Raw genomic sequence first — 20235 nt, 5'->3', positions numbered from 1 at the left:
ACAGTACCGATTGCAGGCAAACGTTCTGCACGGTCAGCTCATGGGTGGAACGTTGATTAGTTGGCACACTCGGATGTCTCCTTCACCAGTACTGCTTCGGCGTGGAACGTGATGAGAGTTCAGAAGAGTGTGCTTGGCACGTTGTTGGGTGTCTGAGGGTACGGCCGGCTGGTCGTCCTTCAAGATTCCGGCCCCAGTGAACTTGGCTTGTTAAGTCAGGGTGATGGGTGGCTGGTCGTTGTTTGAGAACTACACAGTGGACGCGAGCATCTGTGGCCAAGTTTTTAAGGGCGCACGGTGGATGCCTTGGCACCAGGAACCGATGAAGGACGTGGGAGGCCACGATAGTCCCCGGGGAGCCGTCAACCAGGCTTTGATCCGGGGGTTTCCGAATGGGGAAACCCGGCAGTCGTCATGGGCTGTCACCCATGCCTGAACACATAGGGCATGTGGAGGGAACGAGGGGAAGTGAAACATCTCAGTACCCTCAGGAAGAGAAAACAACCGTGATTCCGGGAGTAGTGGCGAGCGAAACCGGATGAGGCCAAACCGTATGCGTGTGATACCCGGCAGGGGTTGCGCATGCGGGGTTGTGGGATCTCTCTTCTGTCGTCTGCCGGCGACAGGACGAGTCAGAAACCGTTGATGTAGGCGAAGGACATGCGAAAGGTCCGGCGTAGAGGGTAAGACCCCCGTAGCTGAAACATTGACGGCTCGTTTGAGAGACACCCAAGTAGCACGGGGCCCGAGAAATCCCGTGTGAATCTGGCGGGACCACCCGCTAAGCCTAAATATTCCCTGGTGACCGATAGCGGATAGTACCGTGAGGGAATGGTGAAAAGTACCGCGGGAGCGGAGTGAAATAGTACCTGAAACCGTGTGCCTACAAGCCGTGGGAGCGTCGCATACAGCTTGCTGTATGTCGTGACTGCGTGCCTTTTGAAGAATGAGCCTGCGAGTTTGCGGTGCGTTGCGAGGTTAACCCGTGTGGGGAAGCCGTAGCGAAAGCGAGTCCGAATAGGGCGATTCAGTAGCGCGCTCAAGACCCGAAGCGGAGTGATCTAGCCATGGGCAGGTTGAAGCGGAGGTAAGACTTCGTGGAGGACCGAACCCACCAGGGTTGAAAACCTGGGGGATGACCTGTGGTTAGGGGTGAAAGGCCAATCAAACTCCGTGATAGCTGGTTCTCCCCGAAATGCATTTAGGTGCAGCGTCGTGTGTTTCTTGCCGGAGGTAGAGCACTGGATAGGCGATGGGCCCTACCGGGTTACTGACCTTAGCCAAACTCCGAATGCCGGTAAGTGAGAGCACGGCAGTGAGACTGTGGGGGATAAGCTCCATGGTCGAGAGGGAAACAGCCCAGAGCATCGACTAAGGCCCCTAAGCGTACGCTAAGTGGGAAAGGATGTGGAGTCGCAGAGACAACCAGGAGGTTGGCTTAGAAGCAGCCACCCTTGAAAGAGTGCGTAATAGCTCACTGGTCAAGTGATTCCGCGCCGACAATGTAGCGGGGCTCAAGCGTACCGCCGAAGTCGTGTCATTGCAGCGTTAAGCCCCAACGGGTGTTGTGATGGGTAGGGGAGCGTCGTGTGCCGGGTGAAGCAGCCGCGGAAGCGAGTTGTGGACGGTTCACGAGTGAGAATGCAGGCATGAGTAGCGATACACACGTGAGAAACGTGTGCGCCGATTGACTAAGGGTTCCTGGGTCAAGCTGATCTGCCCAGGGTAAGTCGGGACCTAAGGCGAGGCCGACAGGCGTAGTCGATGGACAACCGGTTGATATTCCGGTACCCGCTTTGAAACGCCCAATATCGAGCCCATTAATGCTAAGGCCGTGAAGCCGTTCCGGACCCTTCGGGGAATGGAAAGTGGTGGAGCCGTCGACCCAAGGTGGTAGTAGGTAAGCGATGGGGTGACGCAGGAAGGTAGTCCAGCCCGGGCGGTGGTTGTCCCGGGGTAAGGGTGTAGGCCGTGTGATAGGCAAATCCGTCACACATTAAGGCTGAGACCTGATGCCGAGCCGATTGTGGTGAAGTGGATGATCCTATGCTGTCGAGAAAAGCCTCTAGCGAGTTTCATGGCGGCCCGTACCCTAAACCGACTCAGGTGGTCAGGTAGAGAATACCGAGGCGTTCGGGTGAACTATGGTTAAGGAACTCGGCAAAATGCCCCCGTAACTTCGGGAGAAGGGGGGCCATCACTGGTGATCGGATTTACTCCGTGAGCTGGGGGTGGCCGCAGAGACCAGCGAGAAGCGACTGTTTACTAAAAACACAGGTCCGTGCGAAGCCGTAAGGCGATGTATACGGACTGACGCCTGCCCGGTGCTGGAACGTTAAGGGGACCGGTTAGCTCTGTTTCGACAGGGCGAAGCTGAGAACTTAAGCGCCAGTAAACGGCGGTGGTAACTATAACCATCCTAAGGTAGCGAAATTCCTTGTCGGGTAAGTTCCGACCTGCACGAATGGCGTAACGACTTCTCGACTGTCTCAACCATAGGCCCGGTGAAATTGCACTACGAGTAAAGATGCTCGTTTCGCGCAGCAGGACGGAAAGACCCCGGGACCTTTACTACAGTTTGATATTGGTGTTCGGTTCGGCTTGTGTAGGATAGGTGGGAGACTTTGAAGCCGTGACGCCAGTCATGGTGGAGTCGCCGTTGAAATACCACTCTGGTCGTGCTGGATGTCTAACCTCGGTCCGTGATCCGGATCAGGGACAGTGTCTGATGGGTAGTTTAACTGGGGCGGTTGCCTCCCAAAGGGTAACGGAGGCGCCCAAAGGTTCCCTCAGCCTGGTTGGCAATCAGGTGTTGAGTGTAAGTGCACAAGGGAGCTTGACTGTGAGACCGACGGGTCGAGCAGGGACGAAAGTCGGGACTAGTGATCCGGCGGTGGCTTGTGGAAGCGCCGTCGCTCAACGGATAAAAGGTACCCCGGGGATAACAGGCTGATCTTCCCCAAGAGTCCATATCGACGGGATGGTTTGGCACCTCGATGTCGGCTCGTCGCATCCTGGGGCTGGAGTCGGTCCCAAGGGTTGGGCTGTTCGCCCATTAAAGCGGTACGCGAGCTGGGTTTAGAACGTCGTGAGACAGTTCGGTCCCTATCCGCTGTGCGCGTAGGAATATTGAGAAGGGCTGTCCCTAGTACGAGAGGACCGGGACGGACGAACCTCTGGTGTGCCAGTTGTCCTGCCAAGGGCATGGCTGGTTGGCTACGTTCGGGAGGGATAACCGCTGAAAGCATCTAAGCGGGAAGCCTGCTTCGAGATGAGTATTCCCACCTCCTTGAGAGGGTAAGGCTCCCAGTAGACGACTGGGTTGATAGGCCGGATGTGGAAGCCCAGTAATGGGTGGAGCTGACCGGTACTAATAGGCCGAGGGCTTGTCCTCAGTTGCTCGCGTCCACTGTGTTAGTTCTGAAGCAATGAACTCCCTTTGCCGGTCGAGTTCAACTTCATAGTGTTTCGGTGGTCATAGCGTTAGGGAAACGCCCGGTTACATTCCGAACCCGGAAGCTAAGCCTTTCAGCGCCGATGGTACTGCAGGGGGGACCCTGTGGGAGAGTAGGACGCCGCCGAACAACCCGCCCTTTTAGCTCAGTCGGTAGAGCGTCTCCATGGTAAGGAGAAGGTCAACGGTTCGATTCCGTTAAAGGGCTCCAAAGAGAAAGGCCCCCGCCTCGTGGCGGGGGCCTTTCTGCGTTCCCGGGAGAAGCGCATCGGCCGGCGATCCCCCGGGAAGGGGGGATCGCCCGTGCCGTCAGCGGTCGTCCGGCTCGCGCAGGCGCATGGCCAGGATCGCCATGTCGTCGGAGGCCGGAGCCTGCGCGAAGCGCTCCACCGCGCGGAGCACCCGCGCGGCGACCGCGCCGGCCGTCAGGCCCGTACAGGTCTTGAGGACCTCGGCGAGGCCGTCGTCGCCCAGCATGCGGGTGCCCTCACGGCGTTCCGTCACGCCGTCCGTGACACACAGGAGGACGTCGCCCGGGTCGAGCGTGACGGTCTCCTCGTACAGTTCGAGGTCCTCCATCACCCCCAGGAGCGGCTGGGGCTCAGCCGCGGGGCTCACCGAGCCGTCGGGACGCAGGCGCAGCGGCAGCGGATGGCCGGCGCACACGACCTTGAGGATCGCGGAGCCGTCCTCCTGCGGGCGCATCTCGCCGTACAGCAGCGTGAGGAAGCGGCTGCGGGCGCCCTCGTCGAGGATCGCCGCGTTCAGGCGCTCCAGGACGGCCGGGCCGCCGAAGCCTTCGCGGGCCAGCAGCCGCAGCGCGTGCCGGGCCAGGCCGGTGACCGCGGCCGCCTCCGGGCCCGTACCGCAGACGTCGCCGATGGCGAACCCGTAGGCGCCGTCGCGGATCGGGAAGAGGTCGTAGAAGTCGCCGCCCACCTCGTTGCCCTCGCCGGCCGCTCGGTAGATCACGTCCACCTCGACCCCCGGGATGTCCGGCAGGCCGGGCGGCAGGAGGCTGCGCTGGAGGGACTGGCTGATCGCCACGCGCTCCGAGTACAGGCGGGCGTTGTCCAGGGCCAGGGCGGCCCGGCGCGAGAGGTCCTCGGCGAGCTCCAGGATCTCCTGGCGGAAGTGGTCCTCCGAAGGCCTGCCGAGGGTCAGCATGCCGATGACCCGGTTGCGGGCGACCAGCGGCAGGACGACCGTCTCGCCGGCGACCGTGCTCGCTGTGGCGAGGGTGGCGTCGATGCCGGAGGAGAGCGGGCTCGCCGGGTGGTCCAGGGCGCGGACCGAGGCGGTCACCGCCGCGCGCTGCGCGGCCTCGCCCGGGGCGGTCCAGACGCGGGCGCCGGGCGTCGGCACCGGGTCGGGCGGCGAGATCGAGGACAGCAGGTCCTTGAGGCCGTCGATGCGGTCCTCGTCCTCGTGCAGCACGTACGAGAGGTACGGGTCGGAGGCCTGGTCGGCGATCGTGTAGACCGCGCACCAGGTCGCGAGGGTCGGGACCGTCATCTGGGCCATCAGCGCCAGCGTCTGGTCGCGGTCGAGGGTGCCGGCCAGCAGGTCCGAGGCCTCGACGAGGAAGCTGAGGGAGCCGCGGCGCAGGCGCTCCAGCTCGCCCAGGCGGGCGGACTCCACAGCCAGGGCGATGCGGTCGGCGGCGAACTGGAGGCGCAGCGCCTCCTCGTTCGAGTAGCGGTTCGCGGTCTCGGCTGCCACGCCGAGGGAGCCGGTGAGCCGGCCCTCCACCTTCAGGGGCACGGTGACGACCGAGCGCATGCCGGTGCCTTCGAGGAGGGGGACGGCGCCGGGTACGGCGGCCAGGTCCTCGTGCACGGCGGGCATGCGGGCGGAGCCGTAGCGGCTGGCGCCGGTCTCGACGGGGACGCGGGCGAAGCGCTGGCGGGCGGCCGGGAGACCGGTGGTCGCCCGTACCTCCAGTTCCGTCTCGTCGTCGGTGGCCAGGAGCAGGAAGGCCGCGTCGCCGTCGAGCATGTCGCGGGCGCGCTCGACCGTGCGCTGGAGGAGTCCGTCCAGGTCGTCGGGGGCGGGGGAGCCGATGAAGACCTCGAAGGGGTCGGTCGTGCGACTCTCCGAGCCCGGCTCCGCGGCGGGGCGCTGCGGGGTCTGGAGGATCGCCCGCTCGTGCTCGCGGACCAGGAGGCAGACGGTCGAGGGCTCTCCCTGGGCGTCGCGGACGCGGAGGTGGGCGGCGTAGACCGGGATCACGCGGCCGTCGGAGCAGCGGATGCCGTAGCTGCCCTCCCAGCGGGAGAGGCGGAGGGCCTCGGCGAGGCCGGTGCCGATGCCGGGGGTGTGGGGCCAGGCGGCGAGATCGCCGAGGGGCTTGCCCGTGACCTGTTCGGAGGCGTACCCGAAGAGTTCCTCGGCGTCCTCGTTCCAGGCGCTGATGGCGCCGCCGCGGTCGATCTGGACGACGGCGACCCGGACGCGGCTGTCGGTGACGGGGAGGAGGGACTCGGGGAGGACCGGGCCCGCGGAGCGGGTGCCGACCGGGCGCTGGGCGAGGTCGAGGTGGAACCAGACGTGCTTTCGCGTCGGGGTGTAGTCGACGCCCCAGCGGTGGGCGAGGGCGGCGCAGAGCAGCAGGCCGCGGCCGTTCTCGCGGTCGGGGTTGGCGAGGGCGCGGCCGCCGGCCTGGACGGGGATCTCGCGCTCCGGGTAGCGGTCGGCGACCTCGACGCGGATGCTGTCGTCCGAGCGGAGGCAGAGGACCTCCGCGGAGGTGCCGGCGTGGATGACGGCGTTGGTGACGAGCTCGCTGGTCAGCACGACGGCGTCGTCGACGAGCTCCGGGTGGCCCCAGCCCTGGAGGGTGTCCCGGACGAAGGCGCGGGCGGCCGCGACGGACCGCCCGACGGGCTCGAAGCTGGCAGTCGCCCGCGCGGTGATCACAGAACTCCTCGTACGCGTCTCGACGCCCGGCTCTGCCATGCTCGGTCTGTCCCTCCCGCTGCCCGGTGGTCGTCTGTGCACCACACCGCCCCCGCCGGGCGGACCGGGGCGGTTGGACAGTCGGAAGCCAGGTTACTTACCTTCACCGTCCGAGCGGATGCCGGTCATCGCTGAATCCGCCCCCAGAGGGTAGGGACGGATGTGCGAAGCTGCCGAACTGTTATCGCCTGGTTCGGTGGCGGTGAAACACTGGGCAGGCTACCGGCGGAAGCCGGAGCGGTACGGTCGACCCCTTTCGGGAGGGACACGGTGGAACCTGGCACGGCGGCGCGGCGCGGCGGAGGCAGCGGTACGCGCACGAGGGGCGGGCGTTCCCGTGGGGGGACGGTGCAGGTCGACGCGGCTGCGCTGGAGCGGCTGCTGGCCGCACTGGTGTCCATGCGGGACGGCAACCTCCGCAGGCGGCTCACGGTGTCCGGCGACGGGGTCATGGCGGAGATCTCCGCCGTGTTCAACGAGGTCGCGGACCGGCAGATGCACGTGACGGGTGAGCTGTCCCGGGTCCGCCGGGTGGTGGGGCGCGAGGGCAAGCTGTCCGAGCGTCTGGAGGCCGGGGCCGGGGAGGGCGCGTGGGCGGCGGCGATCGAGGCCGCGAACGCGCTCGTCGACGATCTGGCCCGGCCGGTGTCCGAGGTGGGCCGGGTGCTCTCGGCGGTGGCCGAGGGCGACCTGGACCAGCGGATGGACCTGCGTTCGGAGGGTGCCGACGGGACGGTGCGGCCGCTGCGCGGCGAGTTCCTCAAGGTGGCCCGTACCGCGAACAACCTCGTCGACCAGCTGTCGGTGTTCGCCTCCGAGGTGACCAGGGTCGCCGTCGAGGTGGGTACGGACGGCAAGCTGGGCGGGCAGGCGCAGGTGCGCGGGGTGTCCGGTTCGTGGAAGGACCTCACGGACTCGGTCAACACCATGGCGAACCGGCTGACGGCCCAGGTGCGGGACATCGCGCTGGTGACGACGGCGGTCGCGGACGGTGACCTGTCGCAGAAGGTCACGGCGAACGTGGCCGGCGAGATGCTGGAGCTGAAGAACACCGTCAACCGGATGGTCGACCAGCTGTCCTCGTTCTCGTCCGAGGTGACCCGGGTCGCCCGCGAGGTGGGCACGGAGGGCGAGCTCGGCGGTCAGGCCGAGGTGGCCGGGGTCGCCGGTGTGTGGAAGGACCTCACGGACTCCGTGAACACGATGGCGGGCAACCTGACTAGCCAGGTGCGCGGTATCGCCGAGGTCACGACGGCGGTCGCCAACGGCGACCTGTCGCAGAAGGTGCGGGTGTCGGCGCGCGGTGAGATCGCGCAGCTGGCGGACACCATCAACCAGATGACGAAGACGCTGCGGATCTTCGCCGACGAGGTGACCCGGGTGTCGGGCGAGGTGGGGGCCGAGGGCCTGCTCGGCGGCCAGGCGCAGGTGCCGGGCGCGGCGGGGACGTGGAAGGACCTCACGGACTCGGTCAACACCGTCTTCCGGAACATCACCACGCAGGTGCGTGACATCGCGCAGGTGACGACGGCGGTGGCCAACGGCGACCTTTCGCAGAAGGTCACCGTGGACGTGGCCGGCGAGATGCTGGAGCTCAAGAACACCGTCAACACCATGGTGGACCAGCTGTCCGCCTTCGGTTCCGAGGTGACCCGGGTGGCCCGGGAGGTCGGCGTCGAGGGTCTGCTGGGCGGCCAGGCCGAGGTGAAGGGTGCGGCCGGAACGTGGAAGGACCTCACCGATTCGGTGAACACGGCCTTCCGGAACCTGACCGGCCAGGTGCGTGACATCGCGCAGGTGACGACGGCGGTGGCCAACGGCGACCTGTCGCAGAAGGTCACGGTCGACGTGGCCGGCGAGATGCTGGAGCTGAAGAACACCGTCAACACGATGGTGTCGCAGCTGTCGTCGTTCGCGGACCAGGTGACCCGGATGGCGCGGGACGTGGGCACCGAGGGCCGACTGGGCGGTCAGGCGCGGGTGGACGGCGTGTCGGGGCGCTGGCGGGAGCTCACCGACTCGGTGAACTTCATGGCCGGCAACCTGACCTCGCAGGTGCGGCAGATCGCGCAGGTGACGACGGCGGTGGCGCGGGGCGACCTGTCGCAGAAGATCGACGTGGACGCCCGCGGCGAGATCCTGGAGCTGAAGAACACCATCAACACGATGGTCGACCAGCTCTCCGCGTTCGCCGACCAGGTGACGCGGGTGGCCCGCGAGGTGGGCACCGACGGGCGGCTCGGCGGGCAGGCGCAGGTGCCGGGTGTGGCCGGTGTGTGGCGGGATCTGACGGACTCGGTGAACGGCATGGCCGGGAACCTGACCACCCAGGTCCGCAACATCGCGCAGGTCGCGACCGCGGTGGCGCGGGGCGACCTGTCGCAGAAGATCGACGTGGACGCCCGCGGCGAGATCCTGGAGCTGAAGAACACGCTCAACACGATGGTCGACCAGCTGTCGAACTTCGCCGAGCAGGTGACGCGGGTGGCCCGCGAGGTGGGCACCGAGGGCATCCTGGGCGGTCAGGCCGAGGTGCAGGGGGTCTCCGGCACCTGGAAGGACCTCACCCAGTCCGTGAACTTCATGGCGAACAACCTCACCATCCAGGTGCGGAACATCGCCGAGGTCACGACGGCGGTCGCCAAGGGCGACCTGTCGAAGAAGATCACCGTCGACGCCCGGGGCGAGATCCTGGAGCTGGTGACGACCGTCAACACCATGGTCGACCAGCTGTCGAACTTCGCCGACGAGGTCACGCGCGTGGCCCGCGAGGTGGGCACGGAGGGCATCCTCGGCGGTCAGGCGCGGGTCCGGGGCGTCACGGGCACCTGGAAGGACCTGAGCGACAACGTCAACCTGATGGCCAACAACCTGACGAGTCAGGTGCGGAACATCTCCCGGGTCTCCGCGGCCGTCGCCAACGGCGACCTGACCAAGAAGGTGACGGTCGAGGCGCGCGGCGAGGTCGCCGAGCTCGCCGACACCGTGAACACGATGGTGACGACCCTGTCGTCGTTCGCCGACGAGGTCACCCGGGTGGCCCGTGAGGTGGGCACGGAGGGCGAGCTGGGCGGTCAGGCCCGGGTGCCGGGTGTCTCCGGCACCTGGAAGGACCTGACCGAGTCGGTGAACTCGATGGCCTCGAACCTCACCGGTCAGGTGCGCCAGATCGCCGCGGTCACCACGGCCATCGCCAAGGGCGACCTCACCAAGAAGATCGACATCGACGCGCGCGGTGAGATCCAGGAGCTGAAGAGCACCATCAACACGATGGTCGACCAGCTGTCGAACTTCGCCGAGGAGGTCACCCGCGTGGCCCGCGAGGTGGGCACCGACGGCCAGCTCGGCGGTCAGGCCCGGGTGCGCGACGTGGACGGCACCTGGCGGGACCTGACGGAGTCCGTGAACGAGATGGCCGGGAACCTGACCCGGCAGGTGCGGGCGATCGCCGCCGTCGCCACGGCGGTGACGCGGGGAGACCTCAACCTCAAGATCGACGGTGTCGACGCGGCGGGCGAGATCCAGGCCCTCCAGGAGAACATCAACACCATGATCGCCAACCTGCGCGACACCACCCTCGCCAACGAGGAGCAGGACTGGCTGAAGGGCAACCTGGCCCGGATCTCCGGCCTCATGCAGGGCCGGCGGGACCTGGACGACGTCGCCTCGCTCATCATGAGCGAGCTGACCCCGGTGGTCTCGGCGCAGCACGGCGCCTTCTTCGTGGCGATGCCGACCGGCTCCGCGCACGGCGACGCCGAACTCGTCGGTGAGGGGGAGGGCTCGTACGAGCTGCGGATGCGGGGGAGTTACGGATACTCCGCAGGGTCCATGCCGACCTCGTTCCGGCCCGGCGAGACGCTCATCGGGACGGCGGCCGAGGAGAAGCGGACCATCCAGGTCAACGTGCCGCCCGGCTATCTGAAGATCTCCTCCGGGCTGGGGGAGGCCTCCCCGGCGCACGTGATCGTGCTCCCGGTGCTCTTCGAGGGCAAGGTCCTCGGCGTGATCGAGCTGGCGTCGTTCCAGCCGTTCACGCAGATCCAGCGCGACTTCCTCAACCAGCTCGCCGAGCTGATCGCCACGACCGTGAACACGATCAGCGTCAACACCAAGACCGAGGTGCTGCTCCAGCAGTCGCAGGAGCTCACCGAGCAGCTCAAGGAGCGGTCGGCGGAGCTGGAGCACCGGCAGAAGGAGCTGCAGGGCTCCAACCTGGAGCTGGAGGAGAAGGCCGAGCTCCTCGCCCGGCAGAACCGGGACATCGAGGTGAAGAACACCGAGATCGAGGAGGCGCGGCAGGTCCTGGAGGAGCGGGCCGAACAGCTCGCCGTCTCCATGCGGTACAAGTCCGAGTTCCTGGCGAACATGTCGCACGAGCTGCGCACCCCGCTCAACTCGCTGCTGATCCTGGCCAAGTTGCTCGCGGACAACGCCGAGACGAATCTGACGCCGAAGCAGGTCGAGTTCGCGGAGACCATCCACGGCGCCGGTTCGGACCTGCTCCAGCTGATCAACGACATCCTCGACCTGTCCAAGGTCGAGGCGGGCAAGATGGACGTCTCGCCGACCCGGATCGCGCTCGTCCAGCTCGTCGACTACGTGGAGGCGACCTTCCGGCCGCTGACGGCGGAGAAGGGGCTGGACTTCTCGGTGCGGGTCTCGCCCGAGCTGCCGGCCACCCTGCACACCGACGAGCAGCGGCTGCTCCAGGTGCTCCGCAACCTCCTGTCCAACGCGGTGAAGTTCACCGACACGGGGGCGGTGGAGCTGGTGATCAGGCCGGCCGGGATCGACGTGCCGCAGTCGATCCGCGAGCAGCTCCTGGAGGCCGGTTCGCTGCGGGACCCGGAGGCCGATCTGATCGCCTTCTCGGTCACGGACACCGGCATCGGGATCGCCGCGAGCAAGATGCGGGTCATCTTCGAGGCGTTCAAGCAGGCCGACGGCACGACCAGCCGGAAGTACGGCGGTACGGGCCTGGGGCTCTCGATCAGCCGGGAGATCGCGCGGCTGCTCGGGGGCGAGATCTTCGCGGCGAGCGAGCCGGGCCGCGGCTCGACGTTCACCCTGTACCTGCCGCTGAGCCCGACGGAGCTGCCGCCCGGGTACGGGCATGGGGCGGCGGACGATCCGCAGCAGGGCGCCGAGGAGACGGCCGCCGGCGCCGTCCACCCGTTCCCGCACTTCTCGCCGCCGCCCGTACGGACGGAGGCGCGGTCCGGGGCCGGGGCGCTCTTCCGGCACCGGCGGAAGGCGGCCGCGGAGGCGACCGGGGCGCGGACGGAGGCGCCGGGTCAGGCCGGGCAGCAGATCGCCGTGGAGCGGCCCGAGCAGGAGGCTGAGGCCGAGCCGCGCCGCACCTTCGGCTTCTCGGGGGAGAAGGTGCTCATCGTCGACGACGACATCCGCAACGTGTTCGCGCTCACCAGCGTCCTGGAGCAGCACGGACTCGCGGTGCTCTACGCGGAGAACGGGCGGGAGGGCATCGAGGTCCTGGAGCAGCACGACGACGTCACGATCGTCCTGATGGACATCATGATGCCGGAGATGGACGGGTACGCGACGACGACCGCGATCCGGCGCATGCCGCAGTTCGCGGGGCTGCCGATCATCGCGCTGACGGCGAAGGCGATGAAGGGCGACCGGGAGAAGGCGATCGAGTCCGGTGCCTCGGACTACGTGACCAAGCCGGTCGACCCCGATCACCTGCTGTCCGTCATGGAGCAGTGGATGCGCGGGGAGTGAGGCCGGTCGCGTCCCGTGGTGCGGGCGGGCTGCTCCGCACCACGGGACCGCCGGCGGGGGAGTGCCCTCCGTGCCGCGGGGAGCGCCGGGGCGGGGAGATGCGCCTCGCGCCGGGACCGTCGGTGCGGGCGAGGGCCTGCGCGCCGTGGGACCGCCGGGTCGCGCCCGGCTCGGCGTCCTCGCTGACGGACTGTCGCCAGGGGGGTGTGAGGGGCCGGGATACGGGGAACCTTCTGGTCTCCCACCGCGTTTCCGGTACGTGCACAGTGACATCGCGGTGACAGGGTGTGGCGACGGGCGGGGTGCGGCTACGATGACCGGCACAAGGACGGACGGCGTCAGGGAGTCGTCTTCTGGGGCGGCGCCCGGTGCTTCCCCCGGTTCCGGGAGCCGGGGAGAGACGTTGCCGGGGCGAGGAGGACGGGGCATGGTGCAGAAGGCCAAGATCCTCCTGGTCGATGACCGGCCGGAGAATCTGCTGGCGCTGGAGGCCATTCTCTCCGCGCTCGATCAGACGCTGGTGCGGGCATCGTCCGGGGAGGAAGCGCTCAAGGCGCTGTTGACGGACGACTTCGCGGTCATCCTGCTCGACGTCCAGATGCCGGGTATGGACGGTTTCGAGACCGCCGCCCACATCAAGCGGCGGGAGCGGACCCGGGACATCCCGATCATCTTCCTCACCGCGATCAACCACGGCCCCCACCACACCTTCCGCGGGTACGCGGCCGGGGCGGTGGACTACATCTCGAAGCCGTTCGACCCGTGGGTGCTGCGCGCCAAGGTGTCGGTCTTCGTCGAGCTGTACATGAAGAACTGCAAGCTGCGCGAGCAGGCGGCGCTGCTCCGGCTCCAGTTGGAGGGCGGCGGCGAGGGCGGCCACGGCAAGGAGACCGCCGGTCTGCTCGCCGAGCTGTCCGCGCGCCTCGCGGCCGTCGAGGAGCAGGCGGAGGCCCTGTCCAAGCAGCTCGACGACGACTCCGCCGACGCGGCGGCCGTCGCCACCGCCGCGCACCTGGAGCGCAAGCTCACCGGACTGCGCCGGGCGCTGGACGCCCTGGAGCCCGGCACCGGCGCCGCGCCGACGCTCCCGACCCAGAGCTGACGTCCCGTCACCGTGGTTCCGGGCGGGCGCCGTCCCGCATGAGGCGGCGTCACCTTCGGGCCACGGTGGGAACGACACGAACGGGTGAGGCGGACAGCCGGTCGTCACACCGGTAACCTCACCATCATGGCTTCACGTACGTCCGGCAAGGGTTCCCAGGGCACGGCGGCCGCGAAGCCGCGCGCCGGTCGTACGACGGGCGCCACGAAGAAGGCGGCACCGGCGAAGTCCCCCGCCAAGCCGCCCGCGAAGAAGACGGCGGCCAGGAAGGCGGCGCCCGCCAAGCGCGCCCCCGCGCGGAAGCCCGCGGCGAAGCGCCCCGCGCCCCGGCCCGCACCGTCCCCCACCGGGGGCGTCTACCGGATCGCCCGCGGCGCCTGGCTGGGCCTCGCGCACGCGGTCGGGGCGATGTTCCGGGGGATAGGGCGGGGCGCCAAGGGCCTCGACCCGGCACACCGCAAGGACGGCCTCGCCCTCCTGCTGCTCGGCCTCGCCCTGATCGTCGCCGCGGGCACCTGGTCCAACCTCCGGGGCCCCGTCGGCGACCTCGTCGAGATGCTCGTCACCGGCTCCTTCGGCCGGCTCGACCTGCTCGTCCCGCTGCTCGTCGGCACGATCGGCGTACGCCTCATCCTCTTCCCGGAGAGGCCCGAGGCCAACGGCCGCATCAGCATCGGGCTCTCCGCCCTCGTCATCGGCGTCCTCGGCCAGGTCCACATCGCGTGCGGCTCACCCGGCCGCGGCGACGGCAGCGAGGCCATGCAGAACGCCGGCGGGCTCATCGGCTGGGCCGCGTCCCAGCCGCTCGTCTTCATGATGGGCGAGGTCCTCGCCGTACCGATGCTGGTGCTGCTCACCCTCTTCGGGCTGCTCGTCGTCACCGCCACCCCGGTCAACGCGATCCCGCAGCGGCTGCGCGCCCTCGGTGCCAGGCTGGGCATCGTCGAGCCCGCCTACGACCCCGCGCAGGACGACACCGAGGGGCGCGGCATCCCCGTCGGCGAGTACGACGGCCGCGACGACGAGTGGCGGGAGGCCCGGCCGCAGCCCCGCACCGGCCGGCCCGCGCGGCGCCGCGGCCCCGCCGACCCCTACGACGTGGACCGGGCCGAGGCGGAGCTCCTCGAACGGCGCAGCCGGCTGGCCCGCCGCCCCTCGGAGCGCGACGCCGAGGACGGCCTGGACCCGGTGGACGTGGCCGCGGCGGCGGCCGCCGCGCTCGACGGCGCGGTGCTCAACGGCATGCCTCCGTCCCCGGTCGTCGCCGACCTCACCCGGGACGTCACCGCGGACCGCAAGGCCGCCGTGGACGCCGCGGCGAAGGCGGCGGCCGAGGCGGCGGAGACGGACGCTCCGGCCGCGCCCGTACCGCCCGCCCGCGGCGGCGGACGGCGGCCCGGCGGAGGCGTACCGGATCTGACCAAGCCCGCGCCCGAGCCGACCGACCTGCCGCCCCGCGCCGAGCAGCTCCAGCTGGCCGGCGACGTCACGTACGCCCTGCCCTCGCTGGACCTCCTGGAGCGGGGTGGGCCCGGCAAGACGCGCAGTGCCGCCAACGACGCCGTGGTGGACTCGCTCTCGAACGTCTTCACCGAGTTCAAGGTCGACGCGGCCGTCACCGGCTTCACCCGGGGGCCGACGGTCACGCGGTACGAGGTCGAGCTCGGGCCCGCGGTGAAGGTCGAGAAGATCACGGCCCTGACCAAGAACATCGCGTACGCCGTGGCCTCCCCGGACGTGCGGATCATCTCGCCGATCCCCGGCAAGTCCGCGGTCGGCATCGAGATCCCCAACAGCGACCGGGAGATGGTCAACCTCGGCGACGTGCTGCGGCTCGCCGCCGCGGCCGAGGACGACCACCCGATGCTGGTGGCGCTCGGCAAGAACGTCGAGGGCGGCTACGAGATGGCCAACCTGGCGAAGATGCCGCACGTCCTGGTCGCCGGTGCGACCGGCTCCGGAAAGTCCTCCTGCATCAACTGCCTGATCACTTCGATCATGATAAGGGCGACCCCCGAGGACGTCCGGATGGTCCTCGTCGACCCGAAGCGGGTGGAGCTCACCGCGTACGAGGGCATCCCGCACCTGATCACGCCGATCATCACCAACCCCAAGCGGGCCGCCGAGGCCCTCCAGTGGGTGGTGAAGGAGATGGACCTCCGCTACGACGACCTGGCGGCCTTCGGGTACCGGCACATCGACGACTTCAACCAGGCGATCCGGGACGGCAAGATCACGCTGCCCGAGGGCAGCGAGCGGGAGCTCAACCCGTACCCGTACCTGCTGGTCATCGTCGACGAGCTCGCCGATCTGATGATGGTGGCGCCCCGGGACGTCGAGGACTCGATCGTCCGCATCACCCAGCTCGCGCGCGCCGCCGGCATCCACCTGGTGCTCGCCACCCAGCGGCCGTCCGTGGACGTCGTCACCGGCCTCATCAAGGCGAACGTGCCGTCCCGGCTCGCCTTCGCGACCTCCTCGCTGGCCGACAGCCGGGTCATCCTCGACCAGCCGGGCGCCGAGAAGCTCATCGGCAAGGGCGACGGGCTGTTCCTGCCGATGGGCGCCAACAAGCCCGTCCGCATGCAGGGCGCCTTCGTCACCGAGGACGAGGTCGCGGCCGTCGTGCAGCACTGCAAGGACCAGATGACCCCGGTCTTCCGGGACGACGTCACGGTCGCGACCCGGCAGAAGAAGGAGATCGACGAGGACATCGGCGACGACCTCGACCTGCTGTGCCAGGCGGCCGAACTGGTCGTCTCCACGCAGTTCGGCTCCACGTCGATGCTCCAGCGCAAGCTGCGGGTCGGCTTCGCCAAGGCCGGGCGGCTGATGGACCTCATGGAGTCCCGGAACATCGTCGGTCCGAGCGAGGGCTCCAAGGCCCGCGACGTCCTGGTCAAGCCCGACGAGCTGGACGGCGTGCTGGCCGTGATCCGGGGCGAGTCGGCCGAATAGCGCGCGGCCGGACGGGTCCCCCGGGAGAGCGCGGGGGACCCGTCCGGAGCAACGCGGCGCCCGGCCGGAGTGGACGTCCGGGGAGCGGGTACGCGATCGAGACCGGGCCGAGACTCACTCGTAAGGGAATGGAGGGCAACCGTTTCCCCTGGCCGTACGTCAAGTTGAGCGGAGGGACAGAAGGATGTCCCAGCCTCATGGCGTACAAACAGCACCCGCCCGGTTGCCCCACCCTTTCGTACCACCCATAGACTGAACGTCCAGCAGGTGGCTACACGCTCGAAAGGCGCTCTCGTGTCCATCGGCAACTCCCCCGAAGACGACCGGACCTTCCCGGCAGACGACCGGGACTCGATCGGTCGTGCTCTCCAGCAGGCCCGCATCGCCGCCGGTCTCACCGTCGAAGAGGTCAGTGCCTCCACCCGTGTCCGGATTCCGATCGTGCACGCGATCGAGGAGGACGACTTCTCCCGCTGTGGCGGCGACGTCTACGCCCGCGGCCACATCCGCACGCTCGCGCGTGCCGTCGGTCTCGATCCGGCCGCGCTGATCGAGCAGTACGACGCCGAGCACGGCGGCCGTCCCGCGCCCACCCCCGCAGCCCCGCTGTTCGAGGCGGAACGCATCCGCCCCGAGCCGCGCCGGCCCAACTGGACCGCCGCGATGGTCGCGGCCATCGTCGCCGTCGTCGGGTTCGTCGGCTTCACGATGTTCAACGGCAACGAGGCGCCCAAGGGCACCTCCGCCGCGGACGGAGGCCCGGCGCCCGCGCCGGAGAAGGCCACCTCCGCGGGCAAGCCGAAGCCGGTCAAGCCCACGCCGCCGAAGCCCACCGAGAGCGCGATCGCCGCGGTCCCGCAGGACAAGGTGACGGTGAAGATGACCGCCGCCGAGGGCAAGAGCTGGATCTCGGCCAAGGACGCCAACGGCAAGCTGCTCTTCGACGGGCTGCTCCTGGACGGCGAGTCCAAGACCTTCCAGGACGACGAGCGCATCGACCTCGTCCTCGGCAACGCCGGGGCGATCGAGCTCTACGTCAACGGCAAGAAGATCGACGACAAGTTCGAATCCGGCCAGGTCGAGCGGCTGACCTACACCAAGGGCGACCCCGAGGCCGGCTGAGCCGCCCCGCCGGGCCCGTGATGTGGCCCCTGTCGCGCAGGTGAACCCTGCGCGACGGGGGAACGGCCGGGACGAAGTAGTCTTGAGTCCATGCCCGAACGCCGTACCGTCGCCCTTGTCACTCTTGGCTGCGCCCGTAACGAGGTGGACTCGGAGGAGCTCGCAGGCCGCTTGGCAGCGGACGGCTGGGAGCTCGTCGAGAACGCCGAGGACGCGGACGTCGCCGTCGTCAACACCTGTGGATTCGTCGAGGCCGCCAAGAAGGACTCCGTCGACGCCCTCCTCGAAGCCAACGATCTGAAGGACCACGGCCGCACCCAGGCCGTCGTCGCCGTCGGCTGCATGGCCGAGCGCTACGGCAAGGAGCTCGCCGAGGCCCTTCCGGAGGCCGACGGCGTCCTGGGCTTCGACGACTACTCCGACATCTCCAACCGCCTCCAGACCATCCTCAGCGGTGGCAGTGTCGAGGCGCACACCCCGCGTGACCGGCGCAAGCTGCTGCCGCTCTCGCCGGTGGAGCGCCAGGCGGCCGCCGCCGCGGTCGCCCTCCCCGGCCACGGCGCCGTGGACGCCCCCGCGCCCGCCGCCCCGGCCACCGCGCCCGAGGACGTCCCCAGCGACCTGCCCGACGGCCTGGCGCCCGCCTCCGGGCCGCGCGCCCCGCTCCGCCGGCGCCTGGACACCAGCCCCGTCGCCTCCGTGAAGCTCGCCTCCGGCTGCGACCGCCGCTGCTCCTTCTGCGCCATCCCCTCCTTCCGCGGCTCCTTCGTCTCGCGCCGTCCCTCGGACGTGCTGAACGAGACGCGCTGGCTCGCCGAGCAGGGGGTCAAGGAGGTCATGCTGGTCTCCGAGAACAACACCTCGTACGGCAAGGACCTCGGCGACATCCGGCTCCTGGAGAGCCTGCTGCCCGAGCTCGCCGCCGTCGACGGCATCGAGCGCGTCCGCGTCAGCTACCTCCAGCCCGCCGAGATGCGCCCCGGCCTGATCGACGTCCTCACCTCGACGGACAAGGTCGTGCCGTACTTCGACCTGTCCTTCCAGCACAGCGCCCCCGACGTGCTGCGGGCGATGCGCCGCTTCGGCGACACCGACCGCTTCCTGGAGCTCCTGGAGACCATCCGGTCGAAGGCCCCCACCGCGGGTGCCCGCTCCAACTTCATCGTCGGCTTCCCCGGCGAGACCGAGGCCGACTTCGCCGAGCTGGAACGCTTCGTCACCCACGCCCGGCTCGACGCGATCGGTGTCTTCGGCTACTCCGACGAGGACGGCACCGAGGCCGCCTCGTACGAGCACAAGCTCGACCAGGACGTCGTCGACGCGCGCCTCGCCCACCTCTCCCGGCTCGCCGAAGAGCTCACCGCGCAGCGCGCGGAGGAGCGGATCGGAGAGACCCTGGAGGTACTGGTCGAGTCCGTGGACGACGAGGACGGCGTGATCGGCCGCGCCGCGCACCAGGCGCCCGAGACCGACGGTCAGGTGGTCCTCACCACGGCCGGCGGCACGAGCCCGGACGTGGCTCCGGGCCGTATGGTCGTGGCGAAGGTCGTCGGCACGGAGGGCGTCGACCTGGTGGCCGAGTGTCTTTTCGAGGAGGCAGGCAGATGACCGGAGTCCCGGCATCCGCGACGGGCGGGACCGGTAGGCCGGCGCCCCGCGGCAAGCTGGGCACGGCGGCCGTCAACCAGGCCAGTCTGTGGAACATCGCCAACATCCTGACCATGATCCGGCTCGTGCTCGTCCCGGCCTTCGTGCTGCTGCTCTTCCAGGACGGCGGTCACGACCCCGCCTGGCGTGCCTGGGCCTGGGCGGCCTTCGCCGTCGCCATGATCACGGACGTCTTCGACGGGCACCTCGCCCGCGCGTACAACCTGGTCACGGACTTCGGGAAGATCGCCGACCCGATCGCCGACAAGGCGATCATGGCGGCGGGCCTCGTCTCGCTGTCCCTGCTCGGGGACCTGCCCTGGTGGGTGACGGGCGTGATCCTCGCCCGCGAGCTGGGGATCACCCTCATGCGGTTCTGGGTGATCCGCCACGGGGTCATCCCCGCCAGCCGCGGCGGCAAGATGAAGACGCTCGCCCAGGGCACGGCGGTCGGCATGTACGTGCTGATGCTCACCGGCCCGCTCGCCACCCTCCGCTTCTGGGTGATGGCGCTCGCCGTCGTGCTGACGGTCGTCACCGGTCTGGATTACGTCCGCCAGGCCGTCCTGCTGCGCCGCCAGGGCCTCGCCGCCGAGCGGGCCGCCGCGGTGTCGGAGGCGGCGACGCGATGACCGAGGCCGCCCGGGTGCTGGCGCTGCTCGCGGAGCGTGGTCACACGCTGGCCGCCGCGGAGTCGCTCACGGGCGGACTGGTGGCCGCGGAGCTCACCGGAGTCCCCGGGGCCTCGGTGTCCTTCCGGGGGTCGGTCACGGCCTACGCCACGGCCCTCAAGCAGGAGCTGCTCGGCGTCGACGCGGGCCTGCTCGCCGAGTGCGGAGCGGTGGATCCCGAGGTCGCGCTGCAGATGGCGGCGGGTGTACGGGACCGGCTGGGCGCCGACTGGGGGATCTCCACGACCGGGGTCGCGGGGCCCGATCCGCAGGACGGGCAGCCGGTCGGAACCGTCTACGTCGCGGTGGCGGGACCCGCCGCGACGGGCGCCCGGGCCGGGAAAGTGGTCTCGTTGAGGTTGAACGGGGACCGCGCGGAAATCCGTAGAGAGAGCGTACGGAGCGTGCTGGAACTGCTCCAGGAGGAACTCTCGGGAAATGCGCGGGCACAGGATACGGAACAGAACGGGGGGAATTGATGTTTGCAGCCCTGAGTGAACACGACATCGCTCCCCGCACGGCCGCAGCGCGAGGCGGTACGGTGGGGCGTGAAGGATGCGGCTACGCGGTCCGAG

General features: G+C 68.9%; 8 protein-coding genes, 1 tRNA gene and 2 rRNA genes. 10 read left to right on the top strand and 1 reads right to left on the bottom strand.

The window, feature by feature from the left end:
• Positions 1–274: 274 nt before the first annotated feature.
• From ACY0MR_RS10505 to ACY0MR_RS10495, 3 genes are all read left to right on the top strand, one after another.
• Positions 275–3394 (top strand): 23S ribosomal RNA (locus ACY0MR_RS10505).
• Positions 3395–3467: 73 nt separating this feature from the next.
• Positions 3468–3584: ribosomal RNA gene (gene rrf, locus ACY0MR_RS10500) — 5S ribosomal RNA — on the top strand.
• 5 nt (positions 3585–3589) lie between these two features.
• A tRNA-Thr gene (locus ACY0MR_RS10495) sits at positions 3590–3665 on the top strand.
• A gap of 98 nt (positions 3666–3763) precedes the next feature.
• On the opposite strand, the gene ACY0MR_RS10490 is transcribed toward ACY0MR_RS10495, so the two are convergent.
• The gene (locus tag ACY0MR_RS10490) at positions 3764–6412 is read right to left on the bottom strand and encodes a SpoIIE family protein phosphatase (RefSeq protein ID WP_473560462.1); all 2649 of its coding nucleotides are present in this window, start codon (positions 6410–6412) and stop codon (positions 3764–3766) included.
• Between the two features lie 270 nt (positions 6413–6682).
• Here ACY0MR_RS10490 and ACY0MR_RS10485 point away from each other — a divergent pair, with 270 nt between their 5' ends.
• The 7 genes from ACY0MR_RS10485 to ACY0MR_RS10455 all read left to right on the top strand — a co-directional run bounded on the left by ACY0MR_RS10485 (position 6683) and on the right by ACY0MR_RS10455 (position 20139).
• The gene (locus ACY0MR_RS10485; RefSeq protein WP_473560460.1) at positions 6683–12160 is read left to right on the top strand and encodes a HAMP domain-containing protein; all 5478 of its coding nucleotides are present in this window, start codon (positions 6683–6685) and stop codon (positions 12158–12160) included.
• Positions 12161–12587: 427 nt separating this feature from the next.
• Positions 12588–13262, top strand: a complete 675-nt coding sequence (locus tag ACY0MR_RS10480; RefSeq protein WP_148006438.1) for a response regulator — start codon at positions 12588–12590, stop codon at positions 13260–13262.
• A 126-nt stretch (positions 13263–13388) separates the two neighbouring features.
• Complete coding sequence (locus ACY0MR_RS10475) at positions 13389–16220, top strand: DNA translocase FtsK (RefSeq protein WP_473560458.1); 2832 nt, start codon at positions 13389–13391, stop codon at positions 16218–16220.
• 294 nt (positions 16221–16514) lie between these two features.
• A complete protein-coding gene (locus tag ACY0MR_RS10470) occupies positions 16515–17342 on the top strand; it encodes a helix-turn-helix domain-containing protein (protein ID WP_388806954.1) in 828 nt (275 codons plus the stop codon).
• Positions 17343–17432: 90 nt separating this feature from the next.
• Positions 17433–18950: a 30S ribosomal protein S12 methylthiotransferase RimO gene (rimO, locus tag ACY0MR_RS10465; protein WP_388806952.1), complete on the top strand. Its 1518-nt coding sequence runs from the start codon at positions 17433–17435 to the stop codon at positions 18948–18950.
• Positions 18947–19621, top strand: a complete 675-nt coding sequence (pgsA, locus tag ACY0MR_RS10460) for a CDP-diacylglycerol--glycerol-3-phosphate 3-phosphatidyltransferase (RefSeq protein WP_388806950.1) — start codon at positions 18947–18949, stop codon at positions 19619–19621. The genes rimO and pgsA overlap by 4 nt, the downstream gene beginning before the upstream one ends.
• Positions 19618–20139, top strand: coding sequence for a CinA family protein (locus ACY0MR_RS10455; RefSeq protein ID WP_388806948.1), 522 nt, complete (start codon positions 19618–19620; stop codon positions 20137–20139). The genes pgsA and ACY0MR_RS10455 overlap by 4 nt, the downstream gene beginning before the upstream one ends.
• The last annotated feature ends 96 nt before the right edge of the window (positions 20140–20235 follow it).

This window comes from Streptomyces sp. JN8, assembly GCF_055808075.1.
Note: the sequence above shows the minus strand (reverse complement) of the source record. Positions and strands in the feature narration are given on the sequence as shown.